The sequence below is a fragment of the Oribacterium sp. oral taxon 102 genome (assembly GCF_013394775.1).
Classification (GTDB): Bacteria; Bacillota; Clostridia; order Lachnospirales; family Lachnospiraceae; genus Oribacterium.
In genome coordinates this window covers 1,923,063-1,943,660 of sequence record NZ_JABXYT010000001.1, presented here as the reverse complement: position 1 = coordinate 1,943,660, position 20,598 = coordinate 1,923,063, and the positions used below count along the sequence as shown (strand labels likewise).

General features: G+C 55.4%; 19 protein-coding genes. 17 read left to right on the top strand and 2 right to left on the bottom strand.

What is annotated here, in order from left to right; genetic code table 11:
- Nucleotides 1-51: 51 nt before the first annotated feature.
- The 14 genes from HW273_RS08760 to scfB all read left to right on the top strand — a co-directional run bounded on the left by HW273_RS08760 (nt 52) and on the right by scfB (nt 14,636).
- Nucleotides 52-612 (top strand): TetR-like C-terminal domain-containing protein, encoded by a 561-nt coding sequence (locus tag HW273_RS08760; protein WP_179011595.1) that lies wholly within the window; start codon nt 52-54, stop codon nt 610-612.
- 116 nt (nt 613-728) lie between these two features.
- A complete protein-coding gene (locus tag HW273_RS08755) occupies nt 729-1,298 on the top strand; it encodes an HdeD family acid-resistance protein (protein ID WP_179011593.1) in 570 nt (189 codons plus the stop codon).
- Nucleotides 1,299-1,363: 65 nt separating this feature from the next.
- Nucleotides 1,364-2,743: a radical SAM protein gene (locus HW273_RS08750; protein WP_179011591.1), complete on the top strand. Its 1,380-nt coding sequence runs from the start codon at nt 1,364-1,366 to the stop codon at nt 2,741-2,743.
- Nucleotides 2,744-2,921: 178 nt separating this feature from the next.
- The gene (locus HW273_RS08745; protein ID WP_179011589.1) at nt 2,922-3,377 is read left to right on the top strand and encodes a GAF domain-containing protein; all 456 of its coding nucleotides are present in this window, start codon (nt 2,922-2,924) and stop codon (nt 3,375-3,377) included.
- A gap of 100 nt (nt 3,378-3,477) precedes the next feature.
- Nucleotides 3,478-5,148, top strand: a complete 1,671-nt coding sequence (locus tag HW273_RS08740) for a M3 family oligoendopeptidase (RefSeq protein ID WP_179011587.1) — start codon at nt 3,478-3,480, stop codon at nt 5,146-5,148.
- A gap of 15 nt (nt 5,149-5,163) precedes the next feature.
- Nucleotides 5,164-6,717, top strand: coding sequence for an aminotransferase class I/II-fold pyridoxal phosphate-dependent enzyme (locus tag HW273_RS08735; RefSeq protein ID WP_179011585.1), 1,554 nt, complete (start codon nt 5,164-5,166; stop codon nt 6,715-6,717).
- Nucleotides 6,718-7,037: 320 nt separating this feature from the next.
- On the top strand, nt 7,038-8,240 hold the full coding sequence (locus HW273_RS08730; RefSeq protein ID WP_179011583.1) for an NRAMP family divalent metal transporter: 1,203 nt from the start codon (nt 7,038-7,040) through the stop codon (nt 8,238-8,240).
- An 18-nt stretch (nt 8,241-8,258) separates the two neighbouring features.
- Complete coding sequence (gene pxpB, locus HW273_RS08725; protein WP_179011581.1) at nt 8,259-9,002, top strand: 5-oxoprolinase subunit PxpB; 744 nt, start codon at nt 8,259-8,261, stop codon at nt 9,000-9,002.
- A complete protein-coding gene (locus HW273_RS08720; RefSeq protein ID WP_179011579.1) occupies nt 8,987-9,997 on the top strand; it encodes a biotin-dependent carboxyltransferase family protein in 1,011 nt (336 codons plus the stop codon). Before pxpB ends, HW273_RS08720 begins: the two co-directional genes overlap by 16 nt.
- 90 nt (nt 9,998-10,087) lie before the next feature.
- Nucleotides 10,088-10,552, top strand: a complete 465-nt coding sequence (gene accB / locus HW273_RS08715; protein WP_179011577.1) for an acetyl-CoA carboxylase biotin carboxyl carrier protein — start codon at nt 10,088-10,090, stop codon at nt 10,550-10,552.
- A gap of 13 nt (nt 10,553-10,565) precedes the next feature.
- Nucleotides 10,566-11,936, top strand: coding sequence for an acetyl-CoA carboxylase biotin carboxylase subunit (accC, locus tag HW273_RS08710; protein WP_179011575.1), 1,371 nt, complete (start codon nt 10,566-10,568; stop codon nt 11,934-11,936).
- Nucleotides 11,917-12,684, top strand: coding sequence for a LamB/YcsF family protein (locus tag HW273_RS08705; protein WP_179011573.1), 768 nt, complete (start codon nt 11,917-11,919; stop codon nt 12,682-12,684). The genes accC and HW273_RS08705 overlap by 20 nt, the downstream gene beginning before the upstream one ends.
- A gap of 224 nt (nt 12,685-12,908) precedes the next feature.
- A complete protein-coding gene (gene scfA / locus HW273_RS08700) occupies nt 12,909-13,055 on the top strand; it encodes a six-cysteine ranthipeptide SCIFF (protein ID WP_179011571.1) in 147 nt (48 codons plus the stop codon).
- 141 nt (nt 13,056-13,196) lie between these two features.
- Nucleotides 13,197-14,636: a thioether cross-link-forming SCIFF peptide maturase gene (scfB, locus tag HW273_RS08695; RefSeq protein ID WP_179011564.1), complete on the top strand. Its 1,440-nt coding sequence runs from the start codon at nt 13,197-13,199 to the stop codon at nt 14,634-14,636.
- A 99-nt stretch (nt 14,637-14,735) separates the two neighbouring features.
- Here scfB and HW273_RS08690 read toward each other — a convergent pair whose 3' ends face one another.
- The gene (locus HW273_RS08690) at nt 14,736-15,302 is read right to left on the bottom strand and encodes a zinc-ribbon domain-containing protein (protein WP_179011562.1); all 567 of its coding nucleotides are present in this window, start codon (nt 15,300-15,302) and stop codon (nt 14,736-14,738) included.
- A gap of 11 nt (nt 15,303-15,313) precedes the next feature.
- Complete coding sequence (locus tag HW273_RS08685; protein ID WP_179011560.1) at nt 15,314-16,138, bottom strand: Cof-type HAD-IIB family hydrolase; 825 nt, start codon at nt 16,136-16,138, stop codon at nt 15,314-15,316.
- A gap of 107 nt (nt 16,139-16,245) precedes the next feature.
- On the opposite strand from HW273_RS08685, the gene HW273_RS08680 reads away from it, so the two are divergent.
- The 3 genes from HW273_RS08680 (at nt 16,246) to HW273_RS08670 (ending at nt 20,491) form a co-directional block, all read left to right on the top strand.
- Nucleotides 16,246-17,952, top strand: coding sequence for an AAA family ATPase (locus HW273_RS08680; protein ID WP_179011558.1), 1,707 nt, complete (start codon nt 16,246-16,248; stop codon nt 17,950-17,952).
- 84 nt (nt 17,953-18,036) lie between these two features.
- Nucleotides 18,037-19,236 carry a sigma-70 family RNA polymerase sigma factor gene (locus HW273_RS08675; RefSeq protein WP_179011556.1) on the top strand — a complete coding sequence of 400 codons (1,200 nt, stop codon included), beginning with the start codon at nt 18,037-18,039 and terminating at the stop codon, nt 19,234-19,236.
- 25 nt (nt 19,237-19,261) lie between these two features.
- Nucleotides 19,262-20,491: a M20 family metallopeptidase gene (locus HW273_RS08670; protein WP_179011554.1), complete on the top strand. Its 1,230-nt coding sequence runs from the start codon at nt 19,262-19,264 to the stop codon at nt 20,489-20,491.
- The last annotated feature ends 107 nt before the right edge of the window (nt 20,492-20,598 follow it).

Genomic DNA, 20,598 nt, shown 5'->3' with positions numbered 1-20,598 from the left:
GAAGGCCAGACATCTCGAAACTGAAATATATACAGGTTGGAAGAGGGTTTTATGGCTAAATTTACCCAAAAGGCAATTCGGTACAGTATGCTTAAATTACTGCAAAAAAAGGAAATAGATAAAATTTCCGTTAAAGATATCTGTGAGTTATGTGAGATCACCAGAAATACATTTTATTATTATTACAGTGACATCTATCAGGTACTTGAGGAATTACTTAAGACAGAAGCCAATAATATTATTATGGAAAACCGAGAATATGATAGTTTTTATGAGGAATTTTTGCAAAGATATCATCTTATTTTAGAATACAGGCAAGCGGTTTTGCACTTGTATAACTCTAAAAACAGGGAGCTGATATTAAAGTATTTTTATGATGTCACAGAGGATTTTGTAGAAAAATATGTCAGGGAAGAAGCCGGTGAAACAAAGCTTTCAGAGGAGAATATCGATTTTGTCACATATTTTTACACGAATTCTATTATCGGAACAATGTTCAGATGGCTGCAGAATGGAATGCCGGGGTCGCAGGAGCAGCTGATTCATAGATTGTCTTTATCCTATCAGGTCACAATCAAACCACTTATATCAGAATTAGGTCAAAAAGAATAAAAAACCATACACATTTACAACAGTGCCCAAAAATAGGACACTGTTATTTTTTTGTATGTTTCATATAGGTGATGGTTGGATTACTATTTATTTATATCCGTAGGGCGGTTCATTCGATGAAGAAATTAAATTTAACAAAAAATACATATATTGCTTTGACAATGATTTGCATTGTCGGAGGTGCTTTGCTGCTATTTTGGCCGAAGCCGGGAATAAACGTCTTGTGTAAAATATCGGGTATTTTCCTGCTGATATATGGCATAGCAAAAATATCAGCTTACTTTACAAAAGATCTTTTTCAATTAGCGTTTCAATTTGATTTTGGATTGGGAATCGTTGCTTTGATTTTGGGAATTTTGATTTTTTTTCGAACGGGACATATTGTAAGCTTTTTTGATTTTTACATAGGAATATTTCTTTTTGTGGATTCGGCATTAAAGATACAAACATCTTTAGAAGCAAAGAAATTCGGAATTGAAAGATGCTACTGGATATTTATAACAGCCGTGGCATCGGGAATAATTGGTATTTGTTTGTTATTTTCGTCTTTAAAGGCAATAGATCTAATTGTCAGAATGGCTGGGCTTGGCATATGTCTTAATGGTGCAATGAATCTTATAGTAGTGTTAAATACAGTAAGAGCCGTTAGAAAAACGGAAGATGATTTTTTGGAAAAAAATATATAGGCAGCAGGAGCAGGCATTACAATTGATACAAATTAAAAATAACAAAATATCAGGAGGAAACAATAATGAGATCAATTTGTCATGCAGCAGAAAGAAAGGCTTTTGAGGTAGCGCTTGATTCGTTAATGAAAAAAGCGGAGAAAAACCGCGCAGAGGGCTATGTGGAAATTATCAATATGATTGAAAGAGTATTGAAGGATGGATGGCAGCCGGAAGCATATGAGCGACTTCGGGCAGCATTCAGCAAGGATGGAAAATGGACACAGTATTTTAATAATCTGTTGGATAACTGTGATACAGCTTATTTAAAGGGACTTATGATGGCCTTTGGATATGAAGGCGGATTCAGGGGGTTCAGAGAGACACAGAAGAATGCAAAGAAGCTTGGCGTAAAGCACATACCATGGATTATTCTTTTTGATCCGACCAGTGCCTGCAATTTGAAATGTACAGGCTGCTGGGCAGCAGAATATAAGAATACACTTAATCTGTCTTACGATGATATGGATAGTATTGTCACACAGGGAAAAGAACTTGGAATCCATGAATATGTCATGACAGGCGGGGAACCGATGGTTCGAAAGAAGGATATTATCACACTTGCAAAGAAGCATAGTGATTGCGGCTTCATGATTTTTACAAACGGAACACTCATTGACCGGCAGTTTTGTGATGATATGAAGGAATGCAAGAACATTATCCTTTCCATGAGCGTAGAAGGTTTTGATGAGGCAACGGACGCCAGAAGAGGAAAAGGCACCTTTAAGAAGGTGATGGATGCCATGGATCTTTTGAGGAAAAACGGCATTCCATATGGAACTTCAATCTGCTATACGCGTGCAAACTGTGAAGCAGTGACAAGTGATGAATTTTTAGATTTCTTAATCGAAAAGGGAGTGGCTTTTTCATGGTTCTTCCATTATATGCCGGTGGGAAATGACGCAGTACCTGATCTGATCCCTACAACAGAGCAAAGGGAATATATGTATCACAGAATTCGTGAGATTCGCGGATACGAGGGCGGTAAGCCGATTTTTTTGATGGATTTCCAAAATGATGGAGAGTTTGTAAGCGGCTGTGTGGCTGGTGGTAAATACTATTGCCATATCAATCCGAATGGAGATGTAGAGCCTTGTGTCTTTATTCATTATTCGAGCGAAAATATTCATGAGAAATCATTGAAGGAATGCCTGGCCCAGCCGTTGTTTAAGGCATATCAGGATGCGCAGCCATTTAATGATAATTTATTGCAGCCTTGTCCAATGCTTGAAAATCCGGAAATCCTACGAAAACTGGTATCACAGACAGATGCACACAGCACCGATATGATGAGTCCGGAAGAATGCAATCATCTATGTGTAAAGTGTGATAATTATGCGAGGGAATGGCAGCCTGTGGCAGATCGGCTATGGGCATTAAATCATCCGAATCATATGAAGCAATAAATATTTTTAAAGTAAGGATGCAGCCTGCATGAAGATTCATGCAGGCTGCATTTTTGATTCTTTTTCCTGATGTCTGTGCTATAATAAAATTTAGTTTGTGCCGGAGATCGGTACAGAGCGGATCGAGGATACAGCTGCGCCATGCCAATACGCGGTCATGGTATCGGGAGGCATATTTATGACAGATTACGGACTATTGACGGCGCAGCTTCGTGCCTTTGCAGAGGAGGAGGGGAATTTCGTGCCGCTGCTGAGCAATGCCTCGGCGCTCCTCTACAGCTCTCTGGAGCGGCTGAACTGGGCGGGCTTTTATCTCGTGCGGGATGGAGAGCTGCTGCTCGGACCCTTCCAAGGCAGGACAGCGTGCATCCGAATCGCAAGAGGGAAGGGCGTCTGCGGGAGCGCGTGGGAAAGGGATCGCATCGAGATAGTGGAGGATGTGCATGCGTTCGCCGGGCACATCGCCTGTGACAGCACCTCCAATTCGGAGATCGTCGTGCCGATTCATGGTACGGCGGGGCAGGTCGTCGGCGTGCTGGATATAGACAGTCCCGAAGTCGGGAGGTTCACAGAGGAGGATCGTGCCGGGCTGGCAGATTTTGTGAAGGAGCTGGAGCGCTGGCTGCGCTTCTGAGAGAAGAGGCGCGGCCATACCGGATGCCGGGAGGCGGGATGGCTGTCTTCCGGAGGCAGGGCAGCACAGCTATGGAAAAGAGAAAGGATAGGATACCAGAATGAAATTTTCAGAGATGCCCTATGAGAGGATTGATTTTGAAAAGCTGAAGGAGAGCTTCCGGGAGCTGTCCGATCGGTTCGAGCGGGCGGAGTCCGGCGAGGAGCAGTTTCAGGTACATCAGGACTATTATCGGATCACGGAGCATGTAATGACGGAGATGACAATTGCGATGATCCGGAATGATATCGATATGACGGACGCATTCTACTCGGAGGAGCAGAAGCATTATGACCGGAATATGCCTGTCTTTCAGAGCCTTGTCGTCGATTACAAGAAGAAGCTTTTTTCCTCCCGCTTCCGTCCGTATCTGGAGGAGAAGATCGGAAAGGTCGCATTCCGGAATATGGAGCTCGCGATGCAGGCGATGGATGAGAAGCTGATTCCGCTGATGCAGGAGGAAAACCGGCTCTCCACGGACTACAATAAGCTCCTCGCAGGGGCGAAGATCGACTGGAATGGGGAGACACTGAACCTTTCCCTTTTGCAGCCGTACCTGAACCACAGGGATCGGAGCATCCGGAGGACAGCGTGGGAGAAATACACGGCATTCTTCGCGGCGCATCAGGAGGAGCTGGACGAATTCTATGAGCGGCTCGTGAAGAACCGGACGCAGCAGGGCGTCCTGATGGGCCACAGGAACTATCTGCCGCTCGGCTATGCGCGGATGAACCGAAACTGCTATACGGCGTCGGATATCGCCGCGTTCCGGCAGCAGGTGAAGCGGGATCTCGTCCCGTTTGCAGAGAAGCTTCATGAGCGGCGGAGGCAGCGTCTCGGCCTGTCGAAGCTCTCTTACATCGACGAGGGCGTCTATTTCACGGAGGGGAACCCGCAGCCGACAGGGAGTCCGGAGCAGATTCTCCGCGCCGGACAAAGGATGTACAGTGCGCTCTCGCCGGAGACTGCGGAATTTATGAATACGATGATGGAGGGAGAGCTCTTCGATGTGCTCGGCAGGAAGACCAAGAAAACCGGCGGCTACATGACGATGCTTCCGGACTATCATGTTCCGTTTATCTTCGCGAATTTCAACGGCACCTCCGGAGACGCGGATGTCATTACGCATGAATGCGGGCACGCCTTCCAGGGCTACTTAACGGCGCACGATCCGATTCAGGAGCACAATGACATCACGATGGAGACGGCGGAGACGCATTCCATGTCCATGGAATTCTTTACCGAGCCGTGGATGCCGCTGCTCTTCGGAAGCCGCGCAGGGGACTACATTGCTATGCACTTCGAGGATGCGGTGACCTTCATTCCGTACGGGACGATGGTGGATGAGTTCCAGCATATCGTCTATGAGGATCCGGGGCTCAGTCCGAAGGATCGGAGAGCGCTCTGGAGGGATCTGGAGCGGCAGTACAAGCCGCACCTCGACTACGAGGGGAATGCATACATGGAGCAGGGCGGCTTCTGGCAGAAGCAGCATCATATCTATGACAGCCCGCTCTACTATATCGATTACTGCATCGCCGGTACGAATGCCCTGCAATACAAGACGAGGATGGATCAGGACTACAGGGCGGCATGGGAGAGCTATCTCCGTCTCTGCCGTCTCTCCGCCTCTGACTTCTTCGACGGGCTGATGCAGAAGGCAGGACTGGACAATCCGTTCGAGGACGGCTGTCTGCGCAGCATGGTTTCGAAGCTGGAGAGGAATCTCTGAGACAGGGAGCGGGTAATGGGGAGATTGGAGCGGCAGCTGCGGGACTATCTTCGGGAGGGGAGGTATCCCTTTCATATGCCGGGGCATAAGCGGCGGAACGTGACCGGCGCAGCCCTCCCGTATGAGCTGGATTTGACGGAGCTTCCGGCGACAGACGATCTGCATGCGGCGGAGGGGATACTGCGCGAGGCAATGGCACGGACGGCGGCGCTGTATCGTGTGAGGCGCTGCTGGTACCTCGTGAACGGGAGCACCTGCGGCAACCTCGCGGGGATATTTGCCGTGACACGGCAGGGCGGAGAGATCCTCTGCGCGAGAAACTGCCACCGGAGCGTCTTTCATGCGATTCAGCTCAGGGGGCTGCGGGTACACTGGCTGCTGCCGGAATATGAGGAGGCGTTCGGAATCTTCGGCAGTATTCTTCCGGCGCGCGTTTCGGAGCTGCTCCGGCAGTACCCGGGGACGGAGGCAGTAGTGCTGACCAGTCCGACCTACGAGGGTGTGGTCTCCGACATCCGGGAGATCGCGGCGCGCTGCCATGCGGCAGGCGTACCGCTTCTGGTGGACGAGGCGCATGGCGCGCATTTTTCTCTGGAGGGCTTTCTCTCGAGGGAAATGCCGGCAGAGACGGCGGAGAAGAACGGGGAGCCTCGTCGATTTCCCGGATCGGCAGCGGAGCTGGGAGCGGATCTCGTGATACAGAGCCCGCATAAGACCCTTCCCAGCCTGACGCAGACAGGGTGGCTTCATTTATGCACAGAGCGGGTGGAGGCGAAGCGGGTGGAGGAAATGCTGGGGATTTTTGAGAGCTCCTCGCCCTCCTACCCGCTGCTGCTTTCTCTGGACAGCTGCACGGAGCTCCTGCTGGAGGAGGGAAGCGCATATTTTCGGCGCTGGCAGAAGCAGCTCGGAGAATTCTACCGAAAGCTTCGGGGACTTCGGCATTTTCGTCTCCTCTATCCGTTTTTTCTGCGGGAAAAGGGGCGCGCCGCGGGTGCGCGCGCGATTTTCGACTGTGATGCCTCGAAGATTCTGGTGAATGCGGGAGACAGCGGATGGTACGGGGAGGAGCTGCTAAGGATGCTCCGGGAGCGCTTCTCGCTGGAGCTCGAGATGAGCGCCGGCAGCAATGTGCTCGCCATGAGTGCCATGACGGACGATAGGGAGGGGTATCAGAGACTGGCGGCGGCGCTGCTCGCTCTGGACAGAGAGGCAGAAAAGAGGAAGCGGGAAGCAGGGGCGGACGACGAACAGGCGGAACGCAGAGAGGCAGGGGAGGAGCCTGTCCGGGAGCTGCTTCGGACGATCGGCGCCAGTCTCCCGGAGAGCTGCCTCCGTCTCTCCGAGGCAGCGGAAAAGGAACGGCGGTCTGTCCGGCTCATGGAGGCAGCGGGGCGGATCGCGGGGGAATATGTCTACCTCTATCCGCCCGGGATCCCGCTGCTGCTCCCCGGAGAGCGGATTCGTCCGGTGCAGCTCCATTATATGGAAGCGCTGCGGGAGCGGAGCGTCACCCTTCATTTCTCGGAATCCGGACGGGACAGTCGGACGATCTCTGTACTGCTTTAGCGAAACGCTGGTTAAATCGGAAAAGGCACACGTCCATGGCATGTAAGTCATGAATAGATCAGTATTTCTTCAGCGCATTTCCGTGGGATTTCCGGCTTTCGTATCGCATCAGACAGTACGGCACAGCTCCCGCGGCGTAAGCATCTTATGGGCAATTTCTATGAGAGAAGCGCAGGAAATGGGAGAAATGCCGAAAAGTAATGGGGATTTCGCTTGACGAATCTCCAAATCCCTTTATAATGAGGATAATATGAGACATAAATATCGGACTCAAATATAAAGTCTCTATTCGAGCCCGAGCGGAAGAAGGGAGAAATGGTATGAGCGAGAAAAGGAAAAACAGCGGGGCGCTGCTGGGGGCGGCATTTCTGATGGCGACCTCGGCGATCGGGCCGGGCTTTCTGACCCAGACGGCGAAGTTTACCAACGACTATCAGGCCAGCTTCGGCTTCGTCATTCTTTCCTCTGTGCTGCTGGCAGCGATCGCCCAGCTTAACATCTGGAAGGTGCTCTGCACCACAGGGCTTCGGGGACAGGAGGTGGCGAATCGGGTGCTTCCCGGACTGGGCTATATCGTCTCCGCGCTGATCGTGCTGGGAGGACTGGTGTTCAATATCGGAAATGTCGGCGGCGGTGCGCTGGGCTTCAATACTCTGCTGGGCATTCCCACCATGGCGGGGTACTTCCTCGCCGGCGGCATCGCGATCCTGATCTTCCTCTCGAAGGATGCCAAGGGGATCATGGATAAGCTGGTGAAGGTGCTGGGCGCAGTCATGATCGTCGTGATTCTGGCAGTGATTTTCGTAGTGCAGCCGCCGGCAGGGGAGGCGCTCAAAAACAGCTTTGTGCCGGAGGCGGGCTATGGAACGCTCTTCACGCCGATCCTGACCCTGCTGGGCGGTACGGTAGGCGGCTACATTACCTTCTCGGGCGCGCACCGACTGATCGATGCCGGCATTACCGGAGAGGAAAATGAGGGCAAGATCCTGTACAGCTCTGTTATCGGTATTTTCGTAGCGGCGCTGGTGAGAATCCTGCTCTTCCTCGCAGTACTGGGCGTCGTGGCGAAGGGCGTAACGCTGGATAAGTCCAATCCTGCGGCGGACGCCTTCCTGCGGGGAGCAGGACAGCTGGGCTACCGCTTTGCGGGACTGGTGCTGCTCTGCGCGGCGATCACCTCCATCATCGGAGCTGCCTATACCTCCGTATCCTTCCTGAAGACCTTCCATTCCTCCATTGCGAAGAATGAGAACTACTGGATCATCGGCTTTATCGCGTTCTCTACCCTCATCATGGCAGTGTCCGGCAGTCCGGCGGCTCTCCTCGTGGTAGCCGGCGCGCTGAATGGGCTGATCCTGCCGGTGACGCTGGGGATTTCCCTGATCGCCTCGCAGAAGAAGAGCATCATGGGAGAGAATTACCGGCATCCTGTGTGGCTTTTGCTGCTGGGAGGACTGGTGGTGCTGCTGTCCGCCTATGTGGGCGTCCGCTCTCTCGGGAATCTCGCGAGCCTTTTCGCATAAGGGGCTGAGGAAACGAAGATGCAGAATATCAAGGTTTTAGCAGAGGGAGATTCCTCCCTCTTGATTGTATTTGAACAGACGATCCGCCCGGAGGTGAACCGGAGGATCGCGGCGGTGGTGAAGCTGATCCGCCAGCAGCAGATCGAGGGAATCGTAGACATGATCCCCACCTACTGCGCACTCCTCATCAACTATAATCCCCTGGTGATCTCCTATTCGGAGATCTATCGCAGGATCGGCAGCATTGTCCGGATGGATACGCAGGTGGACAGCCTGCACCGCAGGATCTATGAGATTCCGGTGGTTTACGGCGGGGAATACGGTCCGGATCTCGGCAGCATCGCAGCCCATGCGGGGCTCTCCGAGGAGGAGGTCGTCTCTCTTCACAGCTCCCGCGATTACCTCATTTATATGCTGGGCTTCCTGCCGGGCTTCACGTATCTCGGCGGGCTGGACGAGCGGCTTCACACGCCGCGCCTTGCCAATCCCAGAGTGCGCATCCCTGCGGGCTCCGTGGGGATCGGCGGCTCCCAGACCGGTATTTATCCGCTGGACTCTCCCGGCGGCTGGCAGCTCATGGGCATGACGCCGGTCAGAACCTATGATCCCGGGAGAGAGAAGCCGATTCTGGTGGAGGCGGGAGACTATATCCGCTTCCTGCCGATTTCCCCGGAGGAGTACCGGGAGCTGCAGCGCGCGGTGGAGACAGGAAACTATCAATGCAGGGTATATGAGGGGGAGGACGAATGGGATTCCGAGTGATAAAGGGCGGCATGCTGACCACGGTGCAGGATCTGGGACGCAGCGGCTACCAGAGCCAGGGCTTCAATGTGGGCGGCGTGATGGACGTCCGCTCCTTCCGCATCGCGAATCTCCTTCTGGACAATCCGGAGAATGAAGCTGTGCTGGAGTGTACCCTCATCGGGCCGACGCTGGAGTTTACCGCGGCGCAGATCATCGCCATTACGGGAGGCGATTTCCGTCCGGAGCTGAATGACGAGCCCGTTCCCATGTATACGGCGATTTATGTCAACAAGGGAGATGTGCTGAAGCTGGGGAGCGCGAGGACGGGGCGCAGCTGCTACATTGCCTTCTCCAATTATTTGCAGGCTCCGGTGGTGATGGGCTCCCGCTCCACCAACCTGAAATGCGGGATCGGCGGCTTCAAGGGAAGAAAGCTCATGGACGGCGATTTCCTGGATATGCGGATCAAGCGGAGAGTATACCTGCCCTATTTCCTTTCCCGCACGCTTCCGATCCGGGAATACGAGGATAGTGCGGTGACGCTCCGGGTGATTATGGGACCGCAGGAGCAGATGTTTACCCACCGCGGCATAGACCGCTTCCTGAACAGCGAGTTCACGGTATCCGGCAATTTCGACCGTATGGGCGTCCGGCTGGACGGGAGCTTCATTGAGACGAAGCGGGGCTCGGATATCATTTCCGACGGTATTGCGCTGGGAGCGGTGCAGGTGCCCGCCCACGGCAAGCCGATCATTTTGCTCGCCGACCGGCAGACTACGGGGGGATATGCGAAGATCGCTACGGTAGCCAGCGTGGATCTGCCGAAGCTGGCGCAGTGCCGGACGGACGACCGGATTCGTTTCCGGAGGATCACGGTGGAGGAGGCACAGGCGCTGCTTCGGGAGGAGGAGAACAGCCTGCAGGAGATGCGGAATCAGATCCACAAACCCTGCAGGGAGGTGCTGGCGGTTCGGCTCACGGCGAAGCGTCTGGAGCAGCTCTTCCCGGCATAGCGCCGGATACGGAAACGGAGGGCAGCCGAGGGGAAGACCCCGAGGGCGGCCTGCGGTGTACGGAAGGGAATAAGACGGAGGAGAAGACAGATGGATCTGGAGAAAATTGAGGGACTGGTGAGAATCATGGAGGGCTCTTCCCTGAAGACCATGAAGCTCCGTGACGGAGAATTCGAAATCAGCATGAGCAAGCTGGACAATGCGCCGGTACTTGCATCTCCGGGGCTTCCGGCATTTCCGGGCTACAGCGGAGCGGGAAGCGCGACAGCGGAGGGGAAGGAGAGCGCTGCAGCGGGAGAGGAGCAGGAGGATCTGGAATTTCATATCACGAGCCCCATCGTAGGAACCTTTTACTCCGCTGCGGGCCCGGACATTCCCGCTTATGTAAAGGTGGGAGACCGTGTGCGGGCGGGAGACACCGTCTGCATCGTGGAGGCAATGAAGATGATGAACGAGATCACGGCGGACTATGACTGCGAGATCGAGGCAGTGCTGGTTTCCAATGAGCAGAAGGTGGAGTACGGACAGCCGCTGTTCCGTGTGAAGAAGCTTTGAGCAGGAGGTCGCTGTGTTGAAACGGGTTTTGATTGCAAATCGTGGGGAGATCGCGGTCCGCATCATTCGGGCGCTTCGGGAAATGGAGATTCCCTCTGTCGCGGTCTATTCCAGAGAGGACAGGAATTCCCTCCATATCCGGCTCGCGGACAGCAAGGTCTGCATCGGGGAGGGCGCAGCACGGAATACCTATCTGAATATGGACGCATTGATCACCGCGGCGAAAAATATGGGCTGCGACGCGGTGCATCCCGGCTACGGCTTTCTGTCGGAGAATAGCCGCTTCGCGGAAAAATGCAGAGAAAACGGGCTGATATTTATCGGACCGGAGCCGTCGGTGATCGACAGCATGGGCAATAAATCCGCAGCGCGGGCAATGATGAGGCGTGCGGGAGTGCCTGTGGTGCCGGGCAGCAGAGAGGCGGTTTATGATGCGGCGGAGGCACAGCGGATCGCGGAGGAGATCGGCTTTCCGGTGATGATCAAGGCATCCTCCGGCGGCGGGGGCAAGGGAATGCGGGAATGCTATGCTGCGGAGGACTTCGAAAATGAGTTCATCACAGCGCAGCGGGAATCCGCCAATGCCTTCGGGGACGACGCTATGTATATCGAGAAGCTGATTCTCCACCCGAGGCATGTGGAGGTGCAGATTCTGGGAGACAGCGAGGGGCATGTGGCAGCACTGGGCGAACGGGACTGCTCTGTGCAGAGGAACCATCAGAAGCTGATTGAGGAGTCTCCCTCTCCTGCGGTGACGGAGGAGAGGCGGCAGGAAATGCTTTCCGCGGCGGTGCGGGCAGCGGAGGCGGTTCATTATACCGGAGCAGGTACCATTGAGTTCATCGTGGATCAGGACGGGGCATTTTATTTCATGGAAATGAATACCCGAATCCAGGTGGAGCATGGGGTGACGGAGCTGGTCAGCGGCATAGATCTCGTAGCGGAGCAGCTCCGGGTGGCGGCGGGGGAGCCGCTTTCCTTCACACAGGAGCAGGTGCTGCTCCGGGGGCATGCCATCGAGTGCCGGATCAATGCGGAAATCCCGGAGCAGAACTTCATGCCCAGCCCGGGGCGGGTGACGCACCTGCACCTGCCGGGTGGGAACGGCGTGCGGGTAGATACGGCACTGTATACCGGCTATGTGATTCCTCCGGACTATGATTCCATGATCGCGAAGCTTATGGTCTATGCGGATACCCGTGAGGCGGCGATCCGGAAGATGCGGGCGGCGCTGGATGAGACAGTGATACTGGGCGTAAATACCAATCTGGATTTCCAGTACAAGATCATGCAGGCGGACGCCTTCCGGGAGGGAAGGGCAGATACCGGCTTCGTAGAGGCATTCATGCAGGGAGGACGGGCGGATGAGAGTAGATCTGAATAGTGATATCGGAGAGAGCTTCGGACGCTATACGCTGGGAATGGACGAGCGAATCATTCCTTTGGTCAGCTCTGTCAATGCCGCCTGCGGCTTTCATGCCGCAGATCCCTGCGTTATGGAGAAAACCGTAGAGCGGGCTGCTGTAGCCGGGGCGGCGGTAGGGGCACACCCGGGCTTTCCTGATCTCATGGGCTTCGGAAGACGGAATATGCAGCTGAGTCCCGCAGAGGCAAAGGCGTATGTGCTATATCAGCTGGGGGCGTTGGACGCCTTCCTCCGGGTAAGAGGGCAGAGGATGCAGCATGTGAAGCCCCATGGCGCGCTCTACAATATGGCAGCGAAGGATCCTGTGCTTGCCCGCGCCATCTGTGAGGCGGTGCTTGCTTTCGACCGGGAGCTGATCGTGCTGGCGCTTTTCGGCGGTGCGCTTTATCAGACGGCGAAGGAGCTGGGGCTCCGGACGGCATCGGAGGTCTTCGCGGACAGAGCCTATGAGGCGGACGGGACGCTGGTGCCCCGTAGTAAGCCGGGCGCGATGCTTACGGATGAGACCCTCGCTATTGCCCGGGTCGTACGAATGGTGACAGAGGGAAGGCTCACCGCTGTCGACGGGCAGGATATCCCCATCCGCGCGGATTCCATCTGCGTTCATGGAGATGGGGAAAAGGCGCTCCTCTTCGTAGAGAGGATCCGTGCAGCGCTCGAGAGGAAAGGCGTGGAGATCTGTCCGCTTAGGGAGATGGCGCTGTAGGCAGGTTTTCTATATAAGCTTCCGTGCAGCGCCGGAGTTCGGCTTTGCTTGACAACAGAGGGACGCTCCGTATAATATATTTATATAGGTCCCCCCGGCAGGCAGTCGAATGCGGGGAATGTCTGCATGCACAAGCATTGGGACATTGGATGCGGACTTATGCAGAATGTGATGCCGGAGATCTCGGCAGAAACGTTTATTCAGATAGAAAGAAGGGAAAATCTATGAAGCACATCATGACCTTAGGAACCCGCGATATGGAGAAGTCCATGGAGCACGGCGGCTGCGGTGAGTGCCAGACCTCCTGCCAGTCCGCCTGCAAGACCAGCTGCGGTATTGCGAATCAGCAGTGCGAGAACGAGAACAGGTAAGCTTACTTGCACGCAAGAGGGAGATCTACTGTGCCGGGGCGCTCAAGCGTTCCGGCACAGTTTATGTGTCGGGAATACGCTGCACGTAGAAGAATGAGCGCAGCGTGATGTATCCTATAAGGTTTTTTTTCAGGGAGAACAATGATTCATCAGTATAAACTAAACGGCTACCATATCGTGATCGATGTATTCAGCGCGAGCGTGCATGTCACGGACGAGCTCGCCTATGATGCGATTCACCTGCTGGACGAGGGGAAGAGCATGGAGGAGGCGGAGACGCTGCTCCATGCTCTTCATCCGGAGGCAGGCGCGGAGGACATCCGGGACTGCTTCGAGGATATCCGGGAGCTGATCGCGCAGCGGAAGCTTTTCGCGAAGGATATCTATCAGAATATTGCGGGGACGCTGAAGAAGCGGAATACGGTCGTGAAGGCGCTTTGCCTGCTTGTTGCGCATACCTGCAACCTGAACTGCTCCTACTGCTTCGCGGCGCAGGGCAAGTTCAAGGGTGAGCATGGGCTTATGGATTTCGAGACAGGGAAGAGGGCGCTGGATTTCCTGATCGAGAATTCCGGCACGAGGAGAAACCTCGAGGTTGACTTCTTCGGCGGAGAGCCGCTCGTGAATTTCGAGGTCTGCAAGCAGCTGGTCGCCTATGCGCGTTCTGTCGAGAAGGCGCACAATAAGAATTTCCGTTTCACGTTGACGACGAACGGGATCGGGCTTACGGACGAGGTGATCGACTGGGCGAACCGGGAGTGCTACAATGTCGTGCTGTCCCTCGACGGTCGGAGGGAGGTCAACGACCGCTTCCGCGTCGATCTCGCAGGGCGCGGCAGCTATGATCGGATCGTGCCGAAATTTCGGAAGCTGGTGGAGAAGCGGAACGGACAGGGCTACTATATGCGGGGCACCTTCACGCATTACAATACCGACTTTACGGAGGATATTTTCCATATGGCGGACGAGCTTGGCTTTACGGAGCTCTCGATGGAGCCGGTGGTGAGCGATCCGTCGGAGCCGTCTGCGCTGACTGCGGAGGATCTGCCGAAGCTCTTCGAGCAGTATGAGCTTCTCGCGAAGGACATGATCCGCAGGCAGAGGGACGGGAAGCCGATCACCTTTTATCATTATATGCTCGATCTCACAGAGGGACCCTGTATCTATAAGAGAGTCTCCGGCTGCGGCTCCGGTACGGAATACCTTGCGGTGACTGCCTCCGGTGATCTCTATCCCTGCCATCAGTTCGTGAACGACCCGGAGTACAAAATGGGGAATGTCTGGGAGGGCATTACGAAAACGGAGCTCCGGGAGGAATTCAAGGAGTGCAATGTCTATTCCCGTCCGGACTGTAAGGATTGCTGGGCGCGGCTTTACTGCGCGGGGGGATGCGCGGCGAACTCGCTGCATTCTACGGGAGACATTCACGGTACCTATGAATACGGCTGCGAGATCTTTCGGAAGCGCATGGAGTGCGCCGTCATGCTGAAGGTGGCAGAGAGCGTAGCAGTTTCCATAAAGGAAACTGCGGAGCGATCTGGCGCAGACAAAGTCTGCGTCCGGCAAAGCCGGATTCACTGAAATCGTGTTTTATGTACAAATGCGCCGCGGATTTCCGCGGCGCATTTGTGACATTTCCTTTCCTTGGCACATGGCTTTATGAATTTATCCGATGCCTCCTCAGAAAATGGTCTGGGAAACCAATATGCCGCAGCCGAAGAACAGGATGGCGGCGAGAGAGGCGAGCACGACCAGCAGAAGATAGGCGCGGCTCAGGTTCCGGAGGTTTTGATTCTGGCTGGCGCCTGCCGCGAAAACAATCATACAGATGAAGCCGATCAGCGGGATCGAGAAGAGAAAGAGGTAGCAGAAGTATTCCAGTGTGCTGAGCGGGCGGAGCGCCTCCGGAAGCTGCATGCCCGGCTGTCCGCCTGCGGGAATGCCCGGCTGCGGCGTGCAGCTGCCCTGCGCCTGATAATAGGCATTGAAATCCGCTACAGGATCCGGCGCAGCGTTTCCCGCGGGGGCTGTGTCGGAATACCCGGCTGGCTGTGCTGTCTCCGGCGCTTCTGCGCCGATGCTGTCCTCTGCCTCTTCAGCAGGCGTCGCTTCGGCGGATTCCTCGGAGAGGGCCGCCTCCTCGGCGGACGCAGGCTTCTGCTTTACGGCAGGGAGCACGACGCCGCAGTTGATGCAGAACTTTGCGCCGTCCGGATTGTTTTGTCCGCAATTTATGCAGGTTTTCATTGATTCTCCTTTCAAAATGCGGGGGTCTCCCGCAGGAGGAATTTCTCTACCACCTGCGCGACACCGTCATTGTCGTTGGTATCTGTGATATAGTCGGCGCGATCCCGCAGGGATGGCTGGGCATTTTCCATCGCCACGCCGAGACCGGCGTAGTCGATCATTGTAATGTCATTGAGCCCGTCTCCGCAGGCGATCAGCTCGGAACGGTCACCGCCCAGAAGATGGAGCAGTGTTTCGAGACTCGCCGCCTTCTCGATCCCCGGCGGGACGATCTCCAGAAAGTAGGTTTCGGAGAAGAAGACATTCAGCTGCTTCGGATAGTGTTCTCGAAGGTAACGCTGAAATTCCCGCAGTCTCTCATGCACACCGACAGCGAGGAATTTGCAGACCGTGCCCTCTATTGCAGGATAGAGCGCTGCGACCCTGTGCGCCTCAATCCGGTTGATGCGGCATTCGAGCCGGACATAGGGATCGTCAGGATTCTCTGTAATGACGCCGCCCTGCCCATAGGTGAGAAGCTCGACCGAAAAACGGTGATAGCTCTCACAGATGTTCGGGTAGAGCGCAGCAGAGATGCTTCGCCGGAGAATATCCTGTCCGGTTTTGCAGTCGATAATGCGGCTTCCGTTATAGGCGAGAATATAGCCGCCGAGCTCCCGAAGCCCGAGCGTCTCTGCTACAGGGAAGATCCCCGCCTCAGGGCGTCCGGAGGCGAGGATGATGCGGACACCCCTTTTCGCCGCCCGGCGAAGAACCTCGACGGTGTGCGGGCTGACCTCCTTCTTCGAGTTCGTCAGCGTTCCGTCGAGGTCAAGAGCAATAAAGTGATATGCCATGCTTTTTCCTTTTCCTCTTGGTTTGCATTTTCTGTAGTATAGCATTAAAATGATTTCAGTGTCAAAAGTCTGAAATTTTATCCATAGTCAGAAGGGAGCTTGGCCTAATGGAGGAGAGAGGGGAAACGACAGAGAGAAATGCGGCAGAGCTTACGGAGCGCGGCGCAGAGAATGCGCCGGAGAAGCAGGCGCTGCGCCGCATGGAACGACGGCGCGAGCTGCAGCCGCTGTACCGCTACTGTGCAGAGCTGCAGCGTATCGCGGAGGGGCTGGATAGGGCGCTCTTTCTCGATTTGATGACGGATCGGGTCGTGCTGCTGGCGGTCAATCTCGGGGCGGGGGTGAATGGATTCTCTGCCATGTACTTCGACTTCCTTTCGGAGGAGGGGCTGCTGCCGGGAGAGGGTGGCGGGGCGGAGATCCGCCTGAATGAGGGAGAGGGGCAGGGACTTACACTCGCAGAGGCGAAGCGCTTCGTGCTGGAATCCGGCGGTGCCATGTTTTCCATCGATCTGACCGAGTGGGTGGAGCGGCTCGAGAGCCCGGAGCTTCGGGAGTTCCTGCTTTTTCTATATTCACAGGCAGAGGGCTTCCGCTATGTTTTCCGCATCCCGTATCTGGAGAAGCGGATGGTGAAGCGCGTCGCGGCGATCCTGAGCGATATCTTCACGGTGGATACGATCTCCCTGCCGCCGATCCGCTACCAGGATATCCGTGAAACCGCCGCGGCACGGCTCTCAGAGTACGGCTATACGGCGACAGAGGAGGCAATGGAGCTTTTCGAGAGACGGCTCTTCGAGGAACGCTCGGACGGGCGCTTCTATGGGATCAATACTGTGGAGAAGGTCGTCCGTGAGATGGTAGTGGAGAAGCTCAGACGGCGGAGCCCCGGGGAGGAGCAGACGCTGATCTACGCCGCGGATCTGGAAAATATCCTCGCGGAGGAGCAGACAGAGCGGCGGAACCCGGAGGAGGAGCTCGCTTCGAGAGTGGGGATGGCGGAGATCTGCCGCAAATTAAAAGGGATTCTCGCGGAGATGGAGCAGGGAAGCCGGGAAAATGCTTTCTATAATATACGCTTTATCGGGAACCCGGGGACGGGCAGGACGGAAGCGGCGAGACTCTTCGGTGCAATGCTGCGGGAGCGGGGAATGCTGACGCGCAGCGGCTTCCTCGAGTATCGCGGAGAGGAGCTGCTCGGCGCGGTTCCCGGTGAGACCTCGCCGAAGGTCATGGTGATCTGCCGGGATGCGGAGGGCTGCGTCCTCTTCATTGACGGCTTCTCGCTCCGGGAGAAGGAGGAGACGGGTACAGGGGCGGACTACCGAAGGGAAGCGATCGAGACGCTGCTCGCCCAGCTTCGGCAGGAGACGGGCGCATTCCTGCTGATTCTCGCCGGAACCGGACAGGAGCTTCAGGAGCTTTCTGCGGAATATCCGGAAATACAGGAGCTTCTGCCCTACAGCGTGGAGTTCCCGGACTATACGAAGGAGGAGCTGCTGGCGCTCTACCGAGATATGGTGCAGAAGGCGGGAATGCATCTTAGGGAGGATGCAGAGAGGGAGCTTGCGCGCTATTTTTCCGAGCTGCCGGAGGAGGTGCTCCGGCAGGAGGAATTCGCCAACGGCCGCTTTGTACGCAATCTTTTCGAACGGACGAAAAGCAAGGCGGCGCTTCGGGCGGAGCTCTACGGTAATGACGGACTCATGATCTGCCCCGCGGATTTCCGTCCGGCGATGTCTCGCGACATTGCGCAGCTGAACCAGAGAGAGGTCAAAAAATATCCGATGGGTTTTCGTTTAAGGGACTTGTGATTTTCCATGAAATAGGCTAAAATACGGCTTTGCGGCATGGTGGCGATTCGTCTTTGGACGAATCCTGTTCGTTTAGGGTGAGAAATGCAGAATACAACAAAAAAGGATGGCAGCGACAGCGGAAAACAGCTCGATCGACCGGCACTTTTGAAAATCGTGGAGGAGCTGATCCGTAAGGGAAAGAGCAATAAAAACGCTGTCGACGAGAGTGAGCTTGCCTATGCCTTTCGCGGCTATGAGCTGGCAAGCGGGCAGATGGAATATATCATAAAATATATTGAGGAAAGAGGAATCGAGATCAATCCGGACGTAGATGAGAAGAGCCTGCAGCGGATCGAATCAGGCGGGGACAAGGCGGACAGCGCGATTCTGGAGGAGGACGAGGACTTCGAGGAAGAGGAGGATGACGATAATGTTGACCTCGAGTCTCTGAACCTGCTGAGCGGCATTGACACGGACGATCCGGTTCGCTTTTATCTGAAGGAAATCGGTACGATCTCTCTGCTGACACCGGAAGAGGAGCTGGAGCTCGCGAAGCGGAGCCGGGATGGAGATATGGCAGCGCGGCAGAGATTGGTGGAATCCAATCTCCGGCTGGTCGTTTCTATCGCGAAGCGCTACACCGGACGCGGCATGAGCATCCTGGATCTGATACAGGAGGGCAATCTCGGACTCATGAAGGGCGTTGAGAAGTTTGAACCGGACAAAGGCTTCAAGCTCTCGACCTACGCGACCTGGTGGATACGGCAGGGCATCACGAGAGCACTCGCAGACCAGTCTCGGACGATCCGTGTCCCGGTACACATGGTGGAGAGTATTAACAAGGTGACCCGGATGCAGCGGCGGCTGACGCTGGAGCTCGGCTACGAGCCCTCGGTGAAGGAGCTCGCGAAGGCACTGGAGCTGAGCGAGGAAAAGCTGAAGGAGATTCTCGATGTCTCGAAGCAGCCGACCTCGCTGGAGACGCCGGTTGGAGATGAGGAGGATTCCAATCTTTCCGACTTCGTGGCAGATGAGAAGATGGTTTCTCCGGAGCAGAACGCGGCGAACGTGATGCTGAAGGAGGAAATCGACAAGCTGCTCGAAAATCTGAAGGATCGGGAGCGGGATGTATTGATCTACCGTTTCGGACTGCACGGGGAGGAGTCCCACACACTGGAGGAGGTAGGGCAGATGTTCGGCGTCACGAGGGAACGTGTCCGGCAGATCGAGGCGAAGGCATTGAAGAAGATCAGCCTCCCGAAATATAAAAATGCCCTTGCAGGCTTCCTCGAGGACGTATAGAAGAAAGGGGATAGAGGACAGAGAGATGTTTCGGTTTACCGATTACGGAGAGGAAGATGCGATACGGCTCTGCAAGGAACTGGTACGGATCGAGAGCACGGATCCCGGAAGCTATGAGGGACGTATTTCGGAATATATCTATGAAACGCTCCGGCAGGAGCTCGGAGCGGACGGCGTGCGACTCTGCCGTTCGGAGGTTTTGACGGGGAGGCGGAACCTTCTCGCAGAGCTTCCGGGCTCTTCGGCTCCGGCAGGCTCCGGCAAAGAGGAGCCTGCTCTCGTTCTGATCTGCCACATGGACACCGTCGTGGCGGGAGAGGGCTGGAGCGAAGAAACGGGAGGCCCGTTCTCCGCGGCGGAGCGGGATGGGCGCATCTACGGGAGAGGCTCCTGCGATATGAAGTCCGGACTTGCCTGCGCTTTGACTGCATTCTGCCGGGAAGCCGGGGAGAGAAGGCTGCGGCAGGGAGAGAAGGCTCCGGAAAAGTACAGAACCCTCCGCTTTATTGCAAGTGTGGACGAGGAGGACTTCATGCGCGGAGCGGAGCGCGTGATCCGGGATGGCTGGGTCAGCGCGTCGGACTGGGTTATGGATCTGGAGCCGACGGATGGCAGAATACAGAACTGTCACAAGGGAAGAGTCTGGTTCGAGGCAGAGGCGGAGGGCGTCACTGCGCATGCGAGTATGCCGGAGCAGGGAACGGATGCCATACTGGCGCTGTCTTACTTCATTTGTGCTCTGCGTGAGGAGGTAGCGAAGCTTCCCGAGGATGAGAGGATGGGGAGAACCACCATTACCTTCGGGCAGATCACAGGAGGCTATCGTCCCTATGTCGTACCGGATCATGCGAAGGTATGGATCGATCTGCGGACTGTGCCGCCGACGGACAGCCGGATGCTGCGGGAGCTGCTCGGCAGAGCGGAGCGCGCGGCAACGGAGAAAGTGCCGGGAAGCAAATTCCGGATCCTTCTGACCGGAGACCGGCAGAGCATCCCGCCCTGTCCAAAGAGCAGACTCCTGCAGAGCCTTCGGCAAGCCGTGCGGGAGGCGACCGGAGAAGAGGCAGTGGTGTCGCTGTTTCCGGGCTATACGGATACGGCGGTCATTGCGGGAACGCTTGGGAATGAAAACTGTCTGTCCTACGGGCCGGGGAAGCTCAGACTGGCACACAAGCCGAATGAGTATGTGGATATTTCCGATATCCGCAGGGTAATGCGGGTGCTCCGCTGTCTTTTGAGGGAACCGCTCCGCTGAGCAGCTCTTCCGCGGCGGGCTCCGTGCCGTTCCTCCATTGCCCGTCCGCTCTCATTTATTGCTGATTTTCCTTGATTTACTTGAAATATCGTGTAGAATCGATGCCC

Coding starts and splice junctions, on each gene's coding strand:
- HW273_RS08760 (WP_179011595.1), top strand. CDS start 52: ATGGCTAAATTTACCCAAAAGGCAATTCGGTACAGTATGCTTAAATTA.
- HW273_RS08755 (WP_179011593.1), top strand. CDS start 729: ATGAAGAAATTAAATTTAACAAAAAATACATATATTGCTTTGACAATG.
- HW273_RS08750 (WP_179011591.1), top strand. CDS start 1,364: ATGAGATCAATTTGTCATGCAGCAGAAAGAAAGGCTTTTGAGGTAGCG.
- HW273_RS08745 (WP_179011589.1), top strand. CDS start 2,922: ATGACAGATTACGGACTATTGACGGCGCAGCTTCGTGCCTTTGCAGAG.
- HW273_RS08740 (WP_179011587.1), top strand. CDS start 3,478: ATGAAATTTTCAGAGATGCCCTATGAGAGGATTGATTTTGAAAAGCTG.
- HW273_RS08735 (WP_179011585.1), top strand. CDS start 5,164: ATGGGGAGATTGGAGCGGCAGCTGCGGGACTATCTTCGGGAGGGGAGG.
- HW273_RS08730 (WP_179011583.1), top strand. CDS start 7,038: ATGAGCGAGAAAAGGAAAAACAGCGGGGCGCTGCTGGGGGCGGCATTT.
- pxpB (WP_179011581.1), top strand. CDS start 8,259: ATGCAGAATATCAAGGTTTTAGCAGAGGGAGATTCCTCCCTCTTGATT.
- HW273_RS08720 (WP_179011579.1), top strand. CDS start 8,987: ATGGGATTCCGAGTGATAAAGGGCGGCATGCTGACCACGGTGCAGGAT.
- accB (WP_179011577.1), top strand. CDS start 10,088: ATGGATCTGGAGAAAATTGAGGGACTGGTGAGAATCATGGAGGGCTCT.
- HW273_RS08705 (WP_179011573.1), top strand. CDS start 11,917: ATGAGAGTAGATCTGAATAGTGATATCGGAGAGAGCTTCGGACGCTAT.
- scfA (WP_179011571.1), top strand. CDS start 12,909: ATGAAGCACATCATGACCTTAGGAACCCGCGATATGGAGAAGTCCATG.
- scfB (WP_179011564.1), top strand. CDS start 13,197: ATGATTCATCAGTATAAACTAAACGGCTACCATATCGTGATCGATGTA.
- HW273_RS08690 (WP_179011562.1), bottom strand. CDS start 15,302: ATGAAAACCTGCATAAATTGCGGACAAAACAATCCGGACGGCGCAAAG.
- HW273_RS08685 (WP_179011560.1), bottom strand. CDS start 16,138: ATGGCATATCACTTTATTGCTCTTGACCTCGACGGAACGCTGACGAAC.
- HW273_RS08680 (WP_179011558.1), top strand. CDS start 16,246: ATGGAGGAGAGAGGGGAAACGACAGAGAGAAATGCGGCAGAGCTTACG.
- HW273_RS08675 (WP_179011556.1), top strand. CDS start 18,037: ATGCAGAATACAACAAAAAAGGATGGCAGCGACAGCGGAAAACAGCTC.
- HW273_RS08670 (WP_179011554.1), top strand. CDS start 19,262: ATGTTTCGGTTTACCGATTACGGAGAGGAAGATGCGATACGGCTCTGC.